Source organism: Flammeovirga yaeyamensis, assembly GCF_018736045.1.
Taxonomy (GTDB): Bacteria; Bacteroidota; Bacteroidia; order Cytophagales; family Flammeovirgaceae; genus Flammeovirga; species Flammeovirga yaeyamensis.
The window spans coordinates 40,725-61,970 of record NZ_CP076133.1 but is presented as its reverse complement, the minus strand read 5'-3'; the positions used below and the strand labels follow the sequence as shown (position 1 = coordinate 61,970).

13 protein-coding genes are annotated in these 21,246 nt (G+C 34.7%); 7 read left to right on the top strand and 6 right to left on the bottom strand.

What is annotated here, in order from left to right; genetic code table 11:
• Nucleotides 1–19: 19 nt before the first annotated feature.
• A complete protein-coding gene (locus KMW28_RS20775; RefSeq protein WP_205958115.1) occupies nucleotides 20–718 on the bottom strand; it encodes an SIMPL domain-containing protein in 699 nt (232 codons plus the stop codon).
• Nucleotides 719–963: 245 nt separating this feature from the next.
• On the opposite strand from KMW28_RS20775, the gene KMW28_RS20770 reads away from it, so the two are divergent.
• A complete protein-coding gene (locus KMW28_RS20770; RefSeq protein WP_169662440.1) occupies nucleotides 964–1,518 on the top strand; it encodes a hypothetical protein in 555 nt (184 codons plus the stop codon).
• Between the two features lie 651 nt (nucleotides 1,519–2,169).
• Here KMW28_RS20770 and KMW28_RS20765 read toward each other — a convergent pair.
• The 5 genes from KMW28_RS20765 to KMW28_RS20745 are packed head-to-tail and all read right to left on the bottom strand — an operon-like array spanning nucleotide 2,170 to nucleotide 4,713.
• A complete protein-coding gene (locus KMW28_RS20765; protein WP_169662441.1) occupies nucleotides 2,170–2,967 on the bottom strand; it encodes a hypothetical protein in 798 nt (265 codons plus the stop codon).
• A 6-nt stretch (nucleotides 2,968–2,973) separates the two neighbouring features.
• Nucleotides 2,974–3,468, bottom strand: coding sequence for a MepB family protein (locus tag KMW28_RS20760; protein WP_169662442.1), 495 nt, complete (start codon nucleotides 3,466–3,468; stop codon nucleotides 2,974–2,976).
• A gap of 11 nt (nucleotides 3,469–3,479) precedes the next feature.
• The gene (locus KMW28_RS20755; RefSeq protein ID WP_169662443.1) at nucleotides 3,480–4,049 is read right to left on the bottom strand and encodes a hypothetical protein; all 570 of its coding nucleotides are present in this window, start codon (nucleotides 4,047–4,049) and stop codon (nucleotides 3,480–3,482) included.
• Nucleotides 4,050–4,076: 27 nt separating this feature from the next.
• A complete protein-coding gene (locus KMW28_RS20750; protein WP_169662444.1) occupies nucleotides 4,077–4,415 on the bottom strand; it encodes a HepT-like ribonuclease domain-containing protein in 339 nt (112 codons plus the stop codon).
• On the bottom strand, nucleotides 4,405–4,713 hold the full coding sequence (locus KMW28_RS20745) for a nucleotidyltransferase family protein (protein ID WP_169662445.1): 309 nt from the start codon (nucleotides 4,711–4,713) through the stop codon (nucleotides 4,405–4,407). The genes KMW28_RS20750 and KMW28_RS20745 overlap by 11 nt, the downstream gene beginning before the upstream one ends.
• A gap of 219 nt (nucleotides 4,714–4,932) precedes the next feature.
• Between KMW28_RS20745 and KMW28_RS20740 the strand changes: the two genes are divergently transcribed.
• The 6 genes from KMW28_RS20740 to KMW28_RS20715 all read left to right on the top strand — a co-directional run bounded on the left by KMW28_RS20740 (nucleotide 4,933) and on the right by KMW28_RS20715 (nucleotide 21,143).
• Nucleotides 4,933–9,033 carry an InlB B-repeat-containing protein gene (locus KMW28_RS20740; RefSeq protein WP_169662446.1) on the top strand — a complete coding sequence of 1,367 codons (4,101 nt, stop codon included), beginning with the start codon at nucleotides 4,933–4,935 and terminating at the stop codon, nucleotides 9,031–9,033.
• A 301-nt stretch (nucleotides 9,034–9,334) separates the two neighbouring features.
• Nucleotides 9,335–13,645: an InlB B-repeat-containing protein gene (locus tag KMW28_RS20735; RefSeq protein WP_169662447.1), complete on the top strand. Its 4,311-nt coding sequence runs from the start codon at nucleotides 9,335–9,337 to the stop codon at nucleotides 13,643–13,645.
• Between the two features lie 359 nt (nucleotides 13,646–14,004).
• Nucleotides 14,005–15,444, top strand: a complete 1,440-nt coding sequence (locus tag KMW28_RS20730; RefSeq protein ID WP_169662448.1) for a purine-cytosine permease family protein — start codon at nucleotides 14,005–14,007, stop codon at nucleotides 15,442–15,444.
• Nucleotides 15,431–15,607 carry a hypothetical protein gene (locus tag KMW28_RS20725; protein WP_169662449.1) on the top strand — a complete coding sequence of 59 codons (177 nt, stop codon included), beginning with the start codon at nucleotides 15,431–15,433 and terminating at the stop codon, nucleotides 15,605–15,607. The genes KMW28_RS20730 and KMW28_RS20725 overlap by 14 nt, the downstream gene beginning before the upstream one ends.
• Before the next feature lie 805 nt (nucleotides 15,608–16,412).
• Entirely contained in the window at nucleotides 16,413–19,553 is a 3,141-nt protein-coding gene (locus tag KMW28_RS20720; protein WP_169662450.1) for a SusC/RagA family TonB-linked outer membrane protein, read from the top strand.
• A gap of 9 nt (nucleotides 19,554–19,562) precedes the next feature.
• Entirely contained in the window at nucleotides 19,563–21,143 is a 1,581-nt protein-coding gene (locus KMW28_RS20715; RefSeq protein ID WP_169662451.1) for a RagB/SusD family nutrient uptake outer membrane protein, read from the top strand.
• Nucleotides 21,144–21,246: the final 103 nt, after the last annotated feature.

The window sequence follows — 21,246 nt, the reverse complement described above, 5'->3', positions numbered from 1 at the left end:
ACCTTTTTATTTTGAACGATTACTTAATCTCAAACCTTGTTCGAATCTCGTATCTCAGTTTAATTTTCTTTTCAGTATCTGCTTCGGCACTTTCGCCAGCACTCATCATCACATTGCTTCTTGCTGCAGCAGGTCTAAAATAAGCATTATCGTTATTTATTTCTTCAATAGATATGATAGAACCTAGTTCATTACCTAAGGTTTCTACTAGGTATTCCGCTTTTTCTTTAGCAGCCAATAAAGCTTGTTTCTTAACGTCTTTTCTAAAATTTGGAAGTTCTTTATTTTTCAACTCACCGATGTACATATTTTTAATGCCTTTACGGTCGACTGTAGAAACAATCTTGTTGATGACACTGAAATCGGTTAAACTTATTTCTAATTTTTTACTTACCAAGAACTCTTTTCCTTGGTGTCTCCAATAATTTCCTACTTCAGTAGATTTAATTTGTTCTTTTTTGATACCTATCGTTTTTAGGTCTTTTAATAACTGACTTTCAATCTCACCAATAGCGACTTTATTTTTGTAATCTTTGAATTCTTTTTTCTTTTCAAATTCCTCAATCCAGTACTCTGATATACCGATGACGAATACGAATTCATCTGCTTCGACAAACATTTCGGCACTTCCTGTGACTTCGATATATTTTGAATCTTGGGCTAATAAGTTGAATCCCATAAGGATGAATAAAGTGAATAATGATAATTTATTTCTCATGGTAGATTGGATTAAAGTGTGAATTATTTACCTCAAGGGTCGTATGCTTGAGCGTATAAAAAATGTAAACTACTGTATGATATTGACACTTAGAATAGTGTTTTTGCTAATTTTTTTAAGGTTTTATAACTGGTAGGTTGGTTTTTAATTATTTTAATATATCCGGCTTCTGAGGAATAATTTTTGATTAATTATTTATTTAGAGAGCCTTCTCTTGATTTTTAAAATGATCAAAATGAAAAGAAATGAAAGAACTAGAAAAAGTAATATTAGAGTATAAAAGAACCTTTTTAGAACTAAAAGAAATTACTATTAATAACCCTGAAAATAGATTCTTTGTAGACAATACTGTATTTTCTAACCCTTCACAAAATTGGGATAAAATATTAAGGGAAAACAATCTGCCTAATTTTGAAGACATTGAAAAAAAATTCGAAGTAAAACTTCCAGAAGATTATAGAGCTATTATGTCTATGTATTATGAAATTCCTAGCATTAATAGTAACGAGATGCCTATCTTATTTAATTTTGAGGAGATTTTAGAATTAGCATCATTTGATTCCGAACTATTATTAATGTTTAAGAATGAAGGAATGAATGAAGAGTATGAAGTTTTTAAAGATTCGTTATTAATTGGAGGTAAATTCAATGAATGTTCCTATTTAGTTTTTAATAAAAAGACAAGGACGTATGTACAATATGAATTGTATGACGGTACAACAACATATTATACTAGTTTGGCAGATTTTTATAATAGGTATACTGAATCATTGAATGAATATATTGAAGCTTATGCATAGTAAATAGTTTCATAATATTCTTTTCATTAGTCTGATAATCAATTTTAGTAAACTCATTGAGTTGACAGGCTATATTTTCTTAGCAGTTTTGTTTATGAGGACAGTTCTTTTGGATTTAAAAATTCACCAACAAGTGTTTAAAAATCATTTTAAATATGGTTTATAAGTTTTTTGGTCATGCTATATATAAATTATTAGGAATAAAAGCTGGATATACTTTTAATAAAGACACTAACAAACAATGAAAATAATAATACTTTTAGCAGTTTTTACAATTAGTCTGATTATAAAACATAATTACCAATGGAAGGTATTATCTAAAGAAGATAAATACTATTCTCAATTTTCATCGTACGAATCCTATAAAGAAAAGAACTTTAATAACCCTATGGATATTATGTTAACGATGATAAACTTAATTATGCCTAAAATATATTTTGACAATAAATCTAAGGTGAAAATGATTATAACATTAACTACACTAATTTATATAATTAGCCTTATAATTCTTTTACAAGAATTTTCTGATTTTAATATTAAGTAGATTATTCATTTCGACAAGAAAAATTGCCGAACGAAGCAGGGGTAGGCAATACCAACAATTAAATAGTGATTATAGAAACTAACATTTGACTAATAAAGTATTAATATTCAATTGTTTTTTTTGAACAACCCCATATCTAACACATTATCCCACATTGCATCCGTTTCACACTCCAATTCTTTCATAAGCAACCTCAATTTATTATCCATAAAAAATGGATAAAACCGAATAAAACAGACATTTTCTTCACTTCTATAAAGTTCTTTAAGTGATTCAGTTTCTATATTGTAATTGAAAATGAAGTATTGGTTTTGAAGCTTGCTTAGTAAAAATACTTCATCATTAATCTCAATGGCTTCTACACTATAATAATCATAGAGAAGGGAGATGTTATTGGATTGATAATGCTCTAAAACAACCTTTTCATAATTACCCTCTTCGAGTGTTTTCTGATTTGCTACATCAAAATGATCTTTGAGAAGAGAAGAAATATAAAAGTAATATCCTTGATTAGGAGATACTTTTTCTATTTGATAGACACTGTAAAAATCGGTAGAAGGTGATCCATCATAAAATTCAATATGAAGAAAATGGGCTTTAGCTAGTTCTTTTGAGTTTTCATCAAATAGTATGATAGCTGTTAAATGCTTAAAATAATCGCCTACAATATGTTGAGGTATTTTATAGGAGGTAGAATATCCATTAGAAGAAACTATTTCTCCTTGTGCTTTAATTGTTTTTGTGACTTTTTCATAGGTATCAAAATCCAAAGAACTTTCAGCTTGAATGTACACCTTATTATCTTGTATGTAGACGACTTCTCCTGCATCAATTTTTGATAGGTTTTGTGAGTATAAGATGAAAGGGAAGAATAGAAGCGATAAAAATATGTTAGTTAATTTCATAATTCATTACTTTAAGTGATAGAGTTCCATAATCTTCTTTTCACAGGTTTGCTCGTCAATTTTAATAAAATATTTGAGTTGCCAGGTTTGTGTTTTCTCAGCAGTTTTGCTTATGGGAGTATCCCATATTGGATAAACTCTAAAACCTCTTTTACCCTCTTTTGATCCTGTCGAAAGAATAGCTTTTTGTATTAAAACCGACTTTGGAAAGACAAACTGGCCTAATTGTTTATCATTTTGAACGTTAATGACGAAGAAATCAAGATTATCTTTTTCGTGAAAAGGGCGAATAGGTTGACCTTGATCTCTCTTCCAAAAAGTAACAAATTGTCCTACTTTTTTGGGAGTAATTTTCGCTTTTCTGCTTATGATAAGTTGATTGTTTAATTTAAATCGACAAGCATGATAATCCTTGCTTTCCTCTTCCCAAGTGATGTTGGAAATATCAAGTGATAAGTTATTATAAAGGTCAATCAAATCTTGGTTGTTGAAGTTTGTCATCTATTCTAAAATTAAAATACTTTTCGTTCAAGATATCCTAAATGTACCCATTGTTTACCTTTAAGTTCAAATAAAGAAATCTCACTTCCGTTATTACCTTTGATAATACCAATTATAGCATATTTATTATCATCTGAATAAATTGGTTTAGAAACTTTCAGAGGATAAGACCTCCATTCGTTATTTCTGTTATTGTATTTTCGGATTTCCTTTTTTAATAATTTTAATTCTTCATCGCTTAGTAAAGAAAGTTCTTTTAAAACAGCTTTGGTATGAATATTTTGACCTTTAGCAACGATAACTTTGTCGAAAAAATTCTCTTGTTTCCAATATGTTTTATCTGGTTTTTTAGTCTTTTGTATTAACGATTTTAAAAGAGTTGTATCATTGAACACATCACTTGCATGATTCATGTAATACAAATAAGAATCTATATTTTTGTCTTTAAGATTGAAAGTAAAAGGTTCTTCCAAAATAATATTCGATTTATCTTTTAATGCTTCATCTAATACATCTTGACAAAAACTTAGGGTTGGAAATAGTAGTAGGAGTAGTAGTAGTTTGGTTTTGATTTTGTTCATGGAGTATGCTCAGAAAAAGACACTTCACTAAGAGTTTTTTAATTTCAATATTTCTTTTTTTAATATAGGGATATCTTTTATAATAATACCCCATAACAATTCATCCTCTACAGAATCATATGCATGACTTATGATATTACGTAAACCTATTATTTTCTTTTTTGATGAAATATTATAGTTTGGATCAATTTCATAAAGTTTCTTTACTGCTTCTCCGATAATTTCGAGATCTCTTTCAATAGCTCTTTTGTAAATAAAACTTTTCTGAAATTCAAAGAAGTTTTTATCAGTTTTATCAAGAATTTCATCTATTTCACTAATTATGACTTCTATATCTAAAATATATTTTAAAGCCTTAGGATTCATACAGAGAAAGTTTAGTTCTATTTATTTCATCAATAAAGTATTTATTACTTAAAGATTTTTCGGATACTAAGTCAACTTTTTTGTTGAAAAGATTTTCAACATCTTCTAAAAAGTTAAAGTAATAGTCAGCATAATCAATAACATCAATCTTATCAGAAAATTTAATTAATAGGTCAATATCACTATCTTCTGAATAATTTTCAGTTGCTTGAGAACCAAAAAGATATACTTTTTCTAGTCTATGTTTTTTGCATAGCTCTTTAAAAGGATCAATATATCTCAATAATTCTTTGTTCATATACAAAGATACTATTATTTCCACAATTCTTAAATGTTGACTTAGCTTCTCTTAGATAGGCAAAACAAGAATTAATACCTTTTTTGCCTTTTCCTATTTCTCCTAATTTGCAAAATAGAATACTTTTGAGGTATCCCGAAAAGTACTTTGGCCACAGAATTTTACTTATGCGAAGTCCTACGACGACTTCAAGGAATTACTAACTAAAGTATTATTGAAATGAACCGAGTACTACTCAAAACCAGCTTCAGAATGCTATTTATTCTGGCTATGATTCCTTTTATAGGAAATGCGCAAGACCCGAATTGGGGGAAAGAGAACCGTTGGGAAAGTCTTAATCCTGGCGGAGGTGGACAAATTCAAGATGTCTATTTTGATCGTAATGTAGAAGGCCGTATTTGGTTTTCAAGCGACATGGAAGGGGTGTATCGCTCCGACGATTTTGGTCAGTCTTGGCAGTATGTGTCCAAGGATTTAAGTCATGGTATGGCTTTTTGTATTGCCCAAGAAGAAGGAGGCAGTAAATTGTATCAAGGAGGTTTGTATGGTGCACATGTTGCCGTTAACCCGGGAGCTAGTAACCATCATAATGTTTCTTGGGACATGATTGAAGAAACTAGGGGTGATGCCATCGCTTCTATTGCTATTTCTTCAGATCATCAAACAGTTGTTTTGGCTCCGGGTTGGCAGAATAAAGATCCTCAAAAAGGGCAGGGATCGTTAATCGACCCAAATCAAAATCTTCAATCCGATAAGTTCAATGGGGAGAGAAACATCTATTTATCAAAAGATAGAGGGGCCACTTGGACCAAAGTAAAGTATGATAATACAAATGGATATCGTAATGTTTTTGGGGTGGCCATTCACCCAACAAACGATAATATCTATTTGGGTGCCGCATCGGGAGTTTTTGTATCTTCTAATGGTGGCAATTCATTTAATTTAATTGCTAAACCATCGGAAGCTATTGGTCCTGCAGGGAATGCGACTTCAATTACAAAACGACCGGATGGAGGATCGAGAGGTGTTGGCTTATCGCCTGATGGAAAGTACATTTATGCGACTTATCAAACGCAAGGAGGTTCTACGTATGCCGATAGAAGATGGGCAGTTTTTGTAGCGAAAACGTCATCTACGGGTATTACAGGTGGATGGACGAAAATTATGGATGGTTTAACAGATACAGCGGAATGGTATGATCCTAAAGTGGATCCAAGATCGACAGCTACGGAACACAGGTTATTAGTAGGAACTGTTTGGAACGATAATAAAAACAGAATTGGTTTGTGGGAAGCCACCGTGAATTATAATGGTTCTGGAAATGTAACTTCTTACAATTGGGAACAGATTCTAAACCTTCCTAAAAACAACAGATGTTTTGATTTTGAACCAAGCTGGGAACGTCGTGATTTTATTGTAAGAACATGTGATTATACTCCAAAATCTTGGAATCAACATCAAATTATCTCGATGGGAGGAATGAATGTTTTCTTAACGGATGCTGATGCTGTTGATTTCCCTTGTTCTAGTTGGAAGGAAGTTTATGGAGAAGTGATATATTATCAAGAGGGATTGGCGATGTCACATGAAAGAGGTTTTTCTTCACCATATTGCTATGATGTCGATAGTTATAAAAGCTATATGATTCAAGGGTGTGCTGATCATGGTATCTTACAAAGTTTGGACAATGGGTATTCTTGGACATCAGAACATGGTCCTCAGGGAATTACCAATGCAATGTCTGTTTTAACAGTACCAACTAATCCTGCTCTTGTATTAATGGATGCACGTAAAGGTTATGGAGCACCAAGTCAAAGTGTGGGTGGTTTGTATGCTAAACCAATCGAATTGGATAGAATTGGAAATGCAGAGGATTGGAAATTGATAGGTGGTTTTACACCAAATAATTCGGGTACAACCAATGATTTGCCATCAAGGAATTATCGTGCAATGCAGTACGATCCGAGCAATCCTAAGCGTGTTTATGTGACTATGAGAGGAAAGAATTGGGGCGGAGCAAATATCGAAGGAGGTGTGTACATGACCGATGATATTCTAGCAGTGTATAACGGGAATGGTTCTTGGAGAAAAATCTCAGAATCGAGTATGGGATATAGAGATTTTAGAGATGTTTGGGTAGATCCAAATAATGGTAATTACATTTATGTACGTTCGGCAGGATCAGGTTCTGCAGGTTCAATTTATAGAGGTGTTCGTCAGTCGAATGGTTCTTACACTTGGACGAATATGGAAACAGCAAGTAAGAATACATCGGATATTTATGCTTGGGAAAAAGATGGTCAAACTTGGTTAGTAGCTGCTGCTCAGATCAATAATGTGTATGGAGTTCATATATTGAAAACACCAAGAAATGCAGATTGGAATGATCCGAGTAATTGGACCTTTACAGGATTAGATGTTGCCAAAACATTGGAAATTCGTCCTGAAAAATGGGTAGAACCAAACGAACCGATTTCCATTGGTGGTTTAGCTGCTTTTGATGATCGTATTGTGGCCAATTCAGAGGTAAGTAATCATAAAAAAGGAAACGGATCTTTTATTGGGGTGATTCAAAATAATGGAACAGTGCAATGGTCGGATTGGACTAGAGCATCGGCTAATGATAGAGATATCGAAAACCCTACATCCCTACAAGCTAAAGTGAGAGTAGAAGACGGAGTGCCGTATTACTATGTGGCTTTAGCGGGAACTGGACCTTGGAGAAGACAAATTTCTTCAGCTGTTACTCCTCCAACTTGTTCGTTATCTGTTAATCCAAATAGTGTTGCCTTTGCTAGCAATGGCGGAACGAAAAATATTTCGGTGACGAGTACAGATGCTTTTTCAGCCAGCTCCAATCAAGGGTGGTTATCAGTGTCAACATCAAATAACCAGATTAGTGTAGTCGCTTCGGCAAATACATCTGAACAATCTAGAAATGCTACCGTTACGGTTTCTGGGTGTAAAAATGTATCCATATCTATCACTCAAGAAGGGGCATCAGTGACTCCTCCTCCTACAGGAGATTTGTTCACTGAAACATTGGATAATATGCCAACAGAGAACCAATGGGCCAATGGTAGTTTCGTTGGAAATTACGGACTGACTTGGGATTATGTTCAAGTGAAAAGAACATCCACTATCAATGGGAATACCATTAAGTTAGACAATAGTGCCAACGGAAGTTTATCTACTTCTTTATCAAATGGTCTGACATATTTGAGTTTCTGGGCAGCACCTACTGGAACGGGTTCTCCAAGTGGTGTTGAGGTGTATGTAAATGGTCAATTGATCCAATCATTTGAAATTGCTAAAGGAGCTGCACCTCAAGAATTTGTGATTCCGATTTTGGATGAATCAGGTACAACAGCTCTAGAATTTAGAGGAATGAATGCCTCTGATGTTCAGTTGGATGATATCAGTTGGAAAGACAATTCTGCTGTTACACTTTATCAACTAACCGTAAATAATGGATCGGGAAGTGGTAGTTATGCAGCTGGGGAAATCGTAACTGTTACTGCTAATGCTCCTGCTGCTGGTAAACAATTTAATGAGTGGACAGGAGCAGAACACCATTTAGCGAATCGTAATAATGCTTCTACTCAATTTACGATGCCATCTAATGGAGCCACAATTACAGCTACTTATGTAGATCTACCTTCTGGTGATAGTGGTTTCGAAAACTTCGACTTATTGGGCACCCTAAACGATTGGTCAACAGGATCATTTGTGGGGAACGATGGTCAGGTTTGGAATTATAGCGTCATTAAGAGAACACAAACCATTAATGGAAATACTGTAAAATTAGACAATAATGCTGGTGGTAGTTTATCGACGACATTGAATGGTTTATCAACGCTTACATTCAAAGCCGCACCTACAGGATCTGCGAATTCAAGTGGTGTTATTGTAAAAGCAAATGGAAATACCATTGGACAATTTGATATTGCAGCCAATTCAGGGTCGAATACATTTACGATCAATAATATTGATTTAACAGGAAGTGTTGCTTTAGAATTCACCGGCTATAACAATGCTGATGTACAATTAGATGATATTGAATGGAATGCACCTTCGGGAGCAAGAAGAGTGGTTTCTAATCAATTACTTGATGAAGAAGTAAAGGTTTATCCAAATCCATTTAATGATCAAATCAAGCTTCAAGGGGTTGATCAAGGAACGGTGACTATTTTCTCAATCACTGGAAATATTGTGTATCAGAATGATTATCAAAAAGGAGATACGATTGTATTAAATTATTTAACTAAAGGGATGTATATCCTAAGAGTAAATGATAAGACATTCAAGATCAAAAAATAAAGTATCTTATTAGAAAAAGTGGAGATCGTAAGCTAGGAAAAGGGTGAGCGATCTCCCTTTTTTTTATGAACAAACTTCAAAAGATTAAAACTAAAGTAGATTGTAACTATCTGATTATCATCTTTTAATAGTCTTTGTGTTACTTCTGATTTACTACTAAATTGCAAATTGGAAGTATTCCCCCATCATCAAGTCTTAAAATTGTAATGTCGTTCAAATAAGAACTTACGATTGTAAACTCTTTTTAATTTTTTGAGTCTAACATAACTACATAAAAATCTTAGACTACATAAGTATGACTATGATGAAAATTTTACTTAAACTATTCAGCTTCTTATTCATGTTCACAGCATGGATAACAGTACAAGCCCAGCCAGATACATGGGGGCAAGAAAATGCTTGGGAAAGTTTGAACCCAGGTGGTGGAGGCCAGATTCAAGACCTTTATTTTGATAGAAATGTGGAAGGACGAATTTGGTTCTCTTCAGATATGGAAGGAATTTATCGTTCTGATGACTACGGACAATCTTGGCAATATGTAAGTAGAGATTTAAGCCATGGTATGTCGTTTACGGTTGAGCAAGAAATTGGTGGATCTAGAATGTACCAAGGTGGTTTATATGGAGCATCTTATACAGATAATGCAGGAGCAGCCAATTACCATGAGGTGACGTGGAACATGATCGATATTACTAGAGGCGATGCAATTGCTTCTATAGCAGTATCAAGAGATTACAATACAGTAATTTTAGCTCCAGGTTGGCAAAACAAAGATCCTCAAAAAGGACAAGCAGCTATTTGTGATCCAGTACAAAATATATCATCTGGTAAATTTAATGGTGTAAGAGAAATATACTTATCTCAAGACGCAGGGGTGAACTGGAAAAAAGTGGTTTACGAACCAACAGAAGGTTACCGTCATGTATTTGGTGTAGAAATTCACCCTGTTACAGATTACATTTATTTAAGTGCCGCTTCTGGCGTGTATATCTCAAAGGATAATGGGGAAACTTTTACAAAAGTAGCCAAGCCGACAGATGCGTTGGATGGTGCGGGTGAAGCAGCGAATGTAAACAAAAGACCCGATGGCGGTTCAAGAGGTATCGAATTATCTCCTGATGGTCGTCATGCGTATGCGACTTATCAGACAGTAGCTAATGATAATTATGCCGACAAACGTTGGGCGGTATATTATGCAAAAGTAGAAGAGAATGGTGATTTAGGTGAGTGGGTGAAAATTATGGATGGCTTAATTGATACTGCGGAATGGTTCAACCCTAAAGTGGATCCAAAATCGCCTATCAATCAAAATAAAATGCTTATCGGTACTGTATGGAACGATAATGCTAACCGTGTTGGTCTTTGGGAATGTACTTTAAACTTTAATGATAATCACGAATTAGTCGACTATGCTTGGGAGAAAATTATTGAAAAACCAACGGCAGGGTCTAACGGTAACTGTTTCACTTTTGATGTAGGTTGGGAGAGTAGAGCATTTATTGTTAGAGCATACGATTATTCTCCATCAACATGGCAAGATCCTTATGTGATTTCAATGGGTGGTATGAATGTATTCCTTGGAGATCCATCAAATAATGGTTTCCCTTGTTCAGCAGGTAGCTGGTGGGAAGTGTATGGTGAGATTGTACCAAGTGCAGGAAGTCATACAATGGCACATACTAGAGGTTTTGCATCACCATATGCTTATGATGTTTTCAGTTATAAAAACTATATGATTCAAGGTAATGCAGATCATGGTATGTTACAAAGTATAGATCATGGATATTCATGGACATCACACGAAAATCCACAAGGTGTTACCAACGTGATGTCAGTTTTAGTGACTGAGACGACACCTGAATTAGTATTAATTGATGCAAGAAAAGGTTTTGGTGCGCCATCACAAACAGCAGGTGGTCTTTATGCTAAAGAGTTAGATCTAACAAGTATTGGAGAAAAAGAAGATTGGAAATTAATCGGAGGTTTTGAGCCAAACAATAATGGTGTGGTCCAAGGTCTTCCATCAAGAAATTTCAGAGTAATAGTTGCAGATCCTAATCATCCGGAAAGAGTGTATGTGAGTATGAGAGGATCTTCTACAAACTCTGGAGGTATTTACATGGCAAATAATATTGTCAATGTATATAATGGTACAGAAGATTGGGTGAAAATATCCTCTGCAGACTATGATGAATTGGACATTAGAGATGTATGGGTAGATCCAAATAATTCTGATATCGTTTTTGGGCGTTCAGATACAAATAATGCAGATGGTATTATTTTCAGAGGTGTTCGCCAAGCAGATATGTCGTATGTATGGACTTCATCAATTGGTCTTTCGAATTCTAAAGATGCCTACGTTTGGGATAGAGGTGATGGAACATCATGGTTAGTAGCTTCTACTACAATTGGCGGAAATACAGCAGTATATATCAATAAAAATTTAAGTGATGATACTTGGAATACGGAATCGAATTGGGTGAATGCTGGTTTTGATGTCCCTACATCTTTAACACTTCGTCCAGAAAAGTGGGTAATTCCAGGTAAGCCTATCAAAATGTCAGGTTTAGCAGCTTATGGTGATCATGTGGTCATCAATACATCCGTAGATAATCATAAAAGGGGATTAGGTTCATTTATTGGAGAATTACAACAAGATGGGTCTATCGAGTGGTCGGATTGGACATTAGGCGTAGCAAATAATACAGCTATTGTTCACTCTGTAAGTAATCAGTCAAAGATTATTATGGATAATGGTGAGCCATATTATTATGTTGCCACTGCAGGTACTGGACCTTGGAGAAGAAAACTTCCTAAAGTGGATCTTTCTTGTGACATTTCAGTATCAGAAAGTGTACTTGATTTTGCTTCGACTGGTGGAACAAAAACGGTTATAATTACTGCATCAGGAGCTTATGATGTACATGTGGATAAATCTTTTGTAGAAATTTCAAAAGAAAATGATGAGCTAACGGTAACTATGCCATCAAACAATACAGCAGATATAAGAACAGCGATTATCACTATTGCTGGTTGTGAGAATAAAATCATCACTGTTTCCCAATCAGGTTTAACTTCAGGTGGACACGAAACTTTTGATTACTTCCCAGATATTTCTACTTCTTGGGGAAATGGAGATTACGTTGGTGATGGTGGAATAACTTGGACATTCGTTCAAGCAAAAAACATCAACACATTAGACGGAAGAAACATTAAACTTAGGAAGCCAGGTACAAATCCAACTCCTAGTTTTGAAGGAGTTGTATCGGGTGGTATTACTACATTCTCAGTTGATGTAAAGAACAATAAAGATTTAGGTGGATTAGAAATCTATTTAAATGATGAACTTCAAGGTGAATGGCAAGTGGATAAAAACCGTAAACAGATCTATTTACAGAACCTAACTTACGAAGGTGATGTTAAAATCAGGTTGGTGACAACAGGTCAGAATACAAGTACATACGGTGATATTAATATTGATAATATCAAATGGAGCGGTGCTGCACTCGATAAAGAATTAAAAGTAGTAAACGGTACAGGATCAGGTTTCTATCCTCAAGGAAGAGAAATTGAAATAGTTGCAGACGATGCACCTGCTGGATATGTTTTCAAAAACTGGACGGGTTCTACAGGTTATTTAGAGGATGCAAATCAAGCATCAACGAAGTTAGTAATGCCAGGAAGAAATATTGAGTTAACTGCCAATTATGTAGAATCGACCACTCAATCATATACTCTGACGGTGAATCAGGGAACAGGTTCAGGTACTTATTTTGAAGATGCACAAATTGAAGTAGCTGCAAACAATTTAGCCGGAAAGAGATTTGTGGCTTGGACTGGAGATACAGATTATTTGGTGAATCCAAATAGTGCTTCAACTACGCTTACGATGCCAGCTATGAATGTAGAAATTACAGCAACATATGCAGATGCAACTACTTATACATTAACCGTAAACAAAGGATCAGGATCAGGAGATTATGAAGCAGGAACAACAGTAGAAATTTCTGCAGAATTACCAATGGACGGTTATGTATTTGATAAATGGACAGGAGATACGGAACATATAGCTGATGTAAATTCTACTTCGACAACGGTAACTATGCCTTCTTCAACGGTTTCATTAACGGCTACTTATAGAGAAGCTGATGTTGAAACATTTGCATTAACTATCGAAAAAGGTACTGGTTCAGGTGTATATGAAGTAGGACAAGTGGTGAATATCAAGGCGGATGCTGCAGAGACAGGTTTTGTTTTCTTAAAGTGGACAGGTGATGTTGAGTATTTAGCCGATGCAATGACTGAGGAAACAACAGTGACTATGCCTGAAAAAGCAATCACTATTACAGCCACTTATAGGGAAGATGATCTAACTTCTATTGGAGATCATTTAAAAGAAGAAAAATTATTGATTTACCCTAATCCAGCATCAGTACAAATTACTGTAGAGGGGTTAGATCAACAAGCAGATATTATCATTGTTAATGCAATGGGTCAGGTAATGAAGTTTAATCCATCTGTAGAAAACAATAACATTCAAATAACTGAATTACCAAAAGGAATTTACTTCTTAAAGAATGGAAGAAGAACTTCAAAATTCATAATTAAGTAAGTCAATTTGTTAAGTATTACACGTTGTGTTTTACGTAATGAAGGCATTAAGGCTACCTCATAGTATTTGAGGTAGCCTTTACTATAAAAGTAAAATAATTGTCTTTTTTGGTGTAATAACCCAGTTATCTGGGATAAAAAAGGACAGAATTCTATTATCAAGAGGATTAAATGAGGTAATTTAAAATCATCAAGATTTCTAATTAAATGGCTATTAAAGCCTAAATAAGCACTTTTTTACTCTGATATTTCAAAATCAAAAGAAAATAGAATGGTTGATTTTCTTCGGCTTTCCTAAATAAAAGTCTTTTGTACACTCATTCCTCTACTTTTGATTTAGAGTAAAGTAATATATTCAATATGCAACTAAAGAAACTATTTAAGGAGCAGGTCAACAACGTAAATGAATACGAAAGAGAGCCTGTACCAAAATCTGAAGTAAAAGGCTTTAAAAGCTTTGTCGGCATGGTATCGGGAGAACATATAGCAGGAACCGAATTTGTAATCGGACCTTTGTTTGTTTTGCATGGTGCGGCCGCAAAAGATGTATTTTTGGGACTACTTTTAGGAAACTTGCTAGCAACCTTAAGCTGGGTGTTGTTTTGTGCACCTGCAGCAGTAAAAACTAGAACAACTATCTTTTACCAATTAGAACGAATTAGTGGAAAAGGGATTGTCACATTATATAATAGTGTCAATGGCCTTTTGTTTTGTGTGACCGCATCTGCAATGATCGGTGTTTCAGCATCCGCAGTGGGGATTATGTTGGATATTAAAGGTCCAGGACTAAACGATCTTTATCCAACGAGTCCATTGTGGGTAGGGATTATTTTTGCAATTGGAGCTGTTATTACTATTGTAGCCACTTTTGGTTTCGATAAAGTATCGAAATTTGCCAACATCTTTGCTCCATGGATGCCCGTTATTTTCTTTTCGGCAGGTGTTGCTATGTTACCACAATTAGGAGTGACTTCTGTTAGTGATTTCTTTCAGGTAGCAGAAGAGAAAATATGGACAGGTGTTCCCATAGATGGACAAACAAAGTACACTTTTTGGCATATCATGATCTTTGCGTGGTTATGTAACAGTGCAATGCACTTAGGTTTAGCCGATATGTCGATTTATCGTTATGCAAAAAAATCGACTTATGGTTTAGCTTCTGCATTTGGTATGTTCATTGGTCATTTTATGGCTTGGATTGCTTCAGGTATTTTATGTGCTGTTGCTCTTCAAATGGGAGAGACCAATCCTTCACCAGGTCAGATTGCCTTTATGGGTGCAGGGGTAACCGGTTTAATTTGTGTTGTTATTGCAGGTTGGACTACAGCGAATCCAACAATTTATCGTTCAGGTTTAGCAGTTCAGGGCTTATTCCCCAAAATGAAACGATGGAAAATAACCCTTATTGTAGGGTGTGTGACTACTATCTTGGCTTGTTCACCAGCTTTTGTAGCCAAGTTAGATCAATTTTTAGGCGTGTATGCTTTATGTGCAGCTCCAATTGGTGCGATTGTATTAGCTGACATATTTATATTTCCGAAACTAGGTTTACAATCAAATTATGCCGAAAAGAAAAAGTCAATGCTTAATCTTTCGGTATTAATCTCATGGGCATTATCTGTGTTAGGATCATACCTCGTGTACAAAGTATTCGACCTAGACTTTTATTTCTTTGCAGCAATTCCAGGGTGGTTATTAGGTTTTGTCACCTATATAATTTCATCTAAACTACTACAAAGAGATACAGGAAATGAAGAAGATGTAGAATTTCAAAATATTACTGTAGATGAATTTAACTAAACACTTACTAAAACCATTATCCTATATTGGTTTAGCGATTACTTTAGTTCCTTGTATTTTAGTCTTCCTGGGAGAAATGGAAGTTGAAATATATAAACAAACGATCTTATTTGGATCTCTACTATGGATGTTTACAGCTCCATGGTGGATTAATAAAAGTTGAAAATCAAACAAATTATTTTTAATTGATATTTTTTAGATGATTTTCTTATTGATGTCATCTCATTCTAAACAAATTGATCTGGAGACCGACGACGACTTTTTTAATTCAGTTCAAGTAATAGAAACAAAGAAAGTGATGAAAGATTAAAAATGAATCTTTGAATTATCATATTATTAATGATTAATTTTTACGCTGTAAACGTAAACAACAAATACTCTTTTTAGAAGGAGACAATTGGTATTTATTTGAAATAAGCAGACCGACGACAGGGATAAACTTTCGGCTTTTTCATAAAAACATTACAATTGAAATCTTTCTTTTAAGAGTATTTTTTTGTTTGCACGTTAATTGATATTTTGTATTATACTAATGATGGAACAACATATTATACGCAAGTAATATTTTATTTTTTTTGACACATACAATTCATTTTTTTTATATGATTTCTATTTACTGATATACCTTTTACACAACTACTTAGTCATTTTTTAGTCAATTTCTTTTCAACGATAAAATTATAATTAACTACTTATATAGCCTCTAAACACTTCTAAAGTCTATTTTTTGGAAATCCGAAGAAAAAAGAAAACGGTTCAGAACCTTTGTTTTTGGTGTGTTTAAGACACTTTTGCTTCAATTTTATAAATGAAAAGACTTTTGAGAGAATTTTAGACGATCATTGTTGTAAGAAATTAATGAAGTGAAAATATATGCGAACTCTTCTCAAATAAAGGCAAGCTTTATGAACAGTGATAAACTTATTTTAAGAACAAAGATTTTCATTTTCCTCAGTCTACTACTGGGAATGAATTCTTTATATGCACAGAGCATTATATCTGGCAAAGTGCTTTCAGCAACAGATGGTGCTGCACTTCCTGGTACTTATGTAATCGAAAAAAATTCTCCTAACAATAATGGAGTGGTTACAGATTTCGATGGGAAGTATAAGATTAATTTAGAAAATCCAAATAGTGCAATTTTAATATTTAAAACAATTGGATTTAAAACTACAGAGGTTCCTGTTAACGGACAAAAAGTAATTGATATCAAACTAGAGGAAGATCTTCAAGAATTAGATGCTGTAGTAATTACAGGTTATGCTACAGAATCGAAGAAGATGAGTACTGGTAGTTATCAAACAATTGAATCAGATCAACTTCAAGAGTCAATTCAAAACTCTTTCCAAGAAGGTTTACAAGGTATGTCGCCAGGTTTGGATGTAACCAACTCAAGTGGTTCAGTTGGTGGCGCGGTGAACATTAGAGTTAGGGGTACAGGTTCGTTCTCAAGTAACTCTTCTCCTTTATATGTAATTAACGGTATTCCTTTTACTTCTTATCCTACAGATGGTACGGGTAACTTCGGTACTTCTTACAACCCGATGACCAACATTAACCCAGAAGATATTGAAAGCGTAACGGTATTGAAAGATGCTGAAGCTACAGCAATCTACGGTTCTCGTGGTGCAAATGGTGTAATTGTAGTGACTACAAAACAAGGTAAAAAAGGAAAAGCGAAGTGGGAAGTAAATTATGCTCAAGGTATTAACCGCCCAACTAAAATGTTGGAACATATACGTACGAATGATTGGTTAAACTATTTGCAAGAAGGTTGGGAAAATGATGGTACGCCATTAGATAAAAGAGTTTTACCTTATACTACATCAGCAAACAATCCATGGTATACTGATGAAGTGGCAAGACAAACAGATATTGATAAATATGATTTAGCATACCGTCAAGGAGCAACGATGAATGCATCGGTAGCTGTTGCAGGTGGTACTGAAGGAATGACTTATCGTATTAATGGTACCTATGCAAAAACAGAAGGTATCTTAAATGCCAATGATAACGAACGTTTAGCTTTTGCTGCCAACTTTAAATTTGATGTAAGTGATAGATTAAAGATTGGTATCAATACAAACATCAGTAATGTTGAAAACTCACAATATCCAACAAACATTTATTTCTTAAATGTTCAGGGTCAAGGTGGAGGAGTTTTCCAATATTGGAACAACCCAACAGGTTTAAACTTTATCAGAAACGCAACGCCACAATTACCAGTTCATAATCAGGATGGTTCTTACTTCCAACCGACATCGTTGAATAATATTGTTCCTGCAACGAATGAAGAATACTTCTATCATCGTTCGAACTCAATGACAACGATTAATTCAGCGGATTTATCTTATAAAATCTCGAATAACCTAACATTAGATGCAATGGTAGGTATGACGTATACAGGTTATGAAAGAGAAGTATGGTACTCGCCATTCTTAACAACAATAGCTATTAAAGGACAATGTGATGAGTGTTTTGGTTATGCAGATAAAATTCAGCAAGCCCGTACTTATATTAACTACAATGCTATTTTAAAGTACAATAAAGAAATAGGCGATCACTCTTTTGATGGATTACTTGGTTTTGAGAGTTTTGGTGAGACTCAAAAATTCTTATCAATGAAAGGGGTTGGTTTTCCTCCAACAAACTCAATCAAAAATGTAGGTAACGCACAAGAAATCATTGAATGGAGATCAGGTCAAAATGGTGTGATTTTCTACTCAGGTTTCTTTAGAGGTAAATATGCTTATAAACAAAAATATTTACTTGGATTTAGTGCTCGTGCCGATGGTTCATCAAGATTTGGTGCTAAAAACAGATGGGGTGTTTTTCCTTCAGCATCAGTAGGTTGGAACATTTCAGAAGAAGACTTCTTAAATTCATCAGACGTATTAACTTACTTGAAATTAAGAGCATCTTATGGTGTATCTGGTAACGCAGAGATTGATCAGTCAGCAGCATTTGCAAACTGGGTGTACAATAGCCAATCGTATGGTAATAATCCAGGTATTTCGCCATTGAGATTAACAGGTTCTACAGATAACATTGGATGGGAAAGAGCTTATTCATTAGATATCGGTGCAAACTTCGAATTATTTAATGGAGCTGTTACAGGTGAAGTTGCTTATTATGATAAGATCAACAGAGATCTTCTAGCAAAATTAGATTTACCTCCATCTCAAGGTGGTGGACAGTTTATTACCAATTCAGGAGCGATTAGAAACAGTGGTGTGGAGACATCATTAACTTTCAATATGTTCCAGAAAAAAGCATTTAACTGGAGCTTAACAACTAATGTGGCTTACCTACAAAATGAAGTATTAGAACTAGCAGTAGATCCTGCCGTTTTGGAACAATCTAATGGTCTAGCTTTACCACAAATTGGAGGTTCAGTAGCCTCTTATCAGATGGTTAAATTCTTAGGAGTAGATCCTCAAACCGGTTATGAAATGTATGAAGATCCGGAAACAGGCCAACCTTATCAATTTGAAGATCCTGCTAAACCAACTCCTGCAGAAATGGAAGGTTTAATTCAGACTATTGATAATAAAACAGGTTTACCAAGCTTTACTGGTGGTATAACAAACAGATTCTCATATAAAGGGATATCATTCAGTTTTATGTTCACATTCCGTCAAGGCAACTGGATATATGATGATGAATTGAACTTGATGGCCTACATGAGATCTGAAAATGCATTAACGAATGTGCCACAATACATGTATGACCAAAGATGGCAACAGCCAGGTGATCAGACAGATGTGCCAAGAGTAGTATATGATCACCCATTTGGTAAGAGAGATCCTTTCCAAGGTTCGAGATCAACAAGGTTCTTATATGACGGTTCCTTTATCAGATTGAAGAATGTAACCTTAGCTTATACGTTGCCTAAGTCAATTTCAAGTAAACTTAGAATGGACATGATGAGATTCTATGTAACAGGAACCAACTTACTAACATTCACAAAGTACCCAGGTTGGGATCCAGAAGCTATGAACTCTCTAGGTAACTTCTCGCCAACAGAGGCAAACATTGCACCAGGTGTAGTAAAAGGTAATCCACCTCAGGCAATGCAACTTAAAGTAGGCGTAAACTTAAATTTTTAGACTAGAAAGATGATGAAATTAAAATCAAATATTGCAAAATCAATCGCACTTATGGCAGTGCTTGGGCAATCACTCTTCTTTTCTTGTGTGAAATTTGAAGATGTTGGACCTACTGATGAATTTCCAGGTAGTAAAGTAGATGCTTCTACTTTCAATATAGAATTGGTCATTAATGAAGGTTATTTATTGTGGGCTAACGCTCACCTTTCAAACCATTTACCTGATGCCAATCTAATTGCAGATCATACGGCTGCAAATATTGATGGAGCTAAACTTGGAGGAAATAAAAACAAATTCGAATACATCCGTACAGAATTCCAAAACGGAGGAATGTGGTCGAATGCATATAAATCAATTAACCAAGCCAACTTGGTACTTAGTGTAACTGAACCAGATGGTGGTATTGATTCATATTATGAATTTCAAAGAGGTCGTTTAAGAGGTGAAGCATTGTTTTTAAGAGCTGCAAATACCTTCTTATTATTAAGATATCACGGAGCTCAATATTCTGCTCAAACCAAAGATATGCCTGGCGTGATCATTAAGACAAAGCCAGCCGAAGATTTTAATGGTGGTGGTAGAAGTACAGTACAAGAATGTTATGATTTCATTTTGGATGATCTAACAAAAGCAGCTGAATTGATACCTGTTACTTTTGACAATACCATTCATCAGAACTTCCCTTCTTATAAAATTAGAGCAAGAAGATTTGATGTGTTGGCCCTTAAAGCTAGAGTTTTGTTCCAAATGAACAGAATGGATGAGGCGGAAGAATTGATTACTTCTTTAATAGGTTTCCAGCCAGGAGTGGTTACGATAGAGGAAGCAATATCTCCAGCTCCAGTAATGGAATTAACAACTGCACAGAATGCCACTACACTATTTTCAAATAGTGGAGCTACTGAAGCCTTAAATCTTCGTTCATTTGTTGCTGGATTTGCAGTTTCTGATCCATACAATTTAATGTTCAATGTTGATCAAATTACTGACGGTGAATTTTCAGCCATTTTCTTATCTAAAGATTTCATAAGTAATTATGTAGATGATAAAGGCTTGGTGATCAACGATGAATATTTTAGAATGAGTTCTTTCATTCGTGAAGCAGAATTAGAAGACGCTGAGTCAGGTGAAGTTACAGATACAGTATATGTTTTCAATAAATTTAGTTTAGACTTAGGGTCAACAACCAATTGGCCTACACTTCGATTAGAAGAGTTAATTTTAATGAGAGCAGAGATCCGAGCATTAAACGGACAAGTGAATGGAGCACTTCCAGATATCAACTTGTTAAGAGCCAATCGTGATGCAATGGAAATAACATCTGCTCCATCTAAGCAACAAATGATTGAAATTGTAGCACACGATAGAGCATTAGAATTGATCGGTGAAGGCGAAAGATTCTTTAATTGGAAAAGGATGGGTGCCTACAATGAAACGGTAGCTCAAGTTTATCCAGAATCGGTATATAAACCTTTTGATAGAGGGAATGTACTTGAAATAAAATGGAACAGTCCAGAAACTTTATACCGATTGCCATTAAACGAAATTCAAAATAATCAGGATTTATCTAACTCAGATCAAAATCCATAAAAGTTGTTTTGATGGTATTGAACAATACTCTCAAAAGGACTTAAACCAATTGAGCGTACTTACTTGTGGTAGGTGCGCTTACCACAACACTTTTTAAGAAACT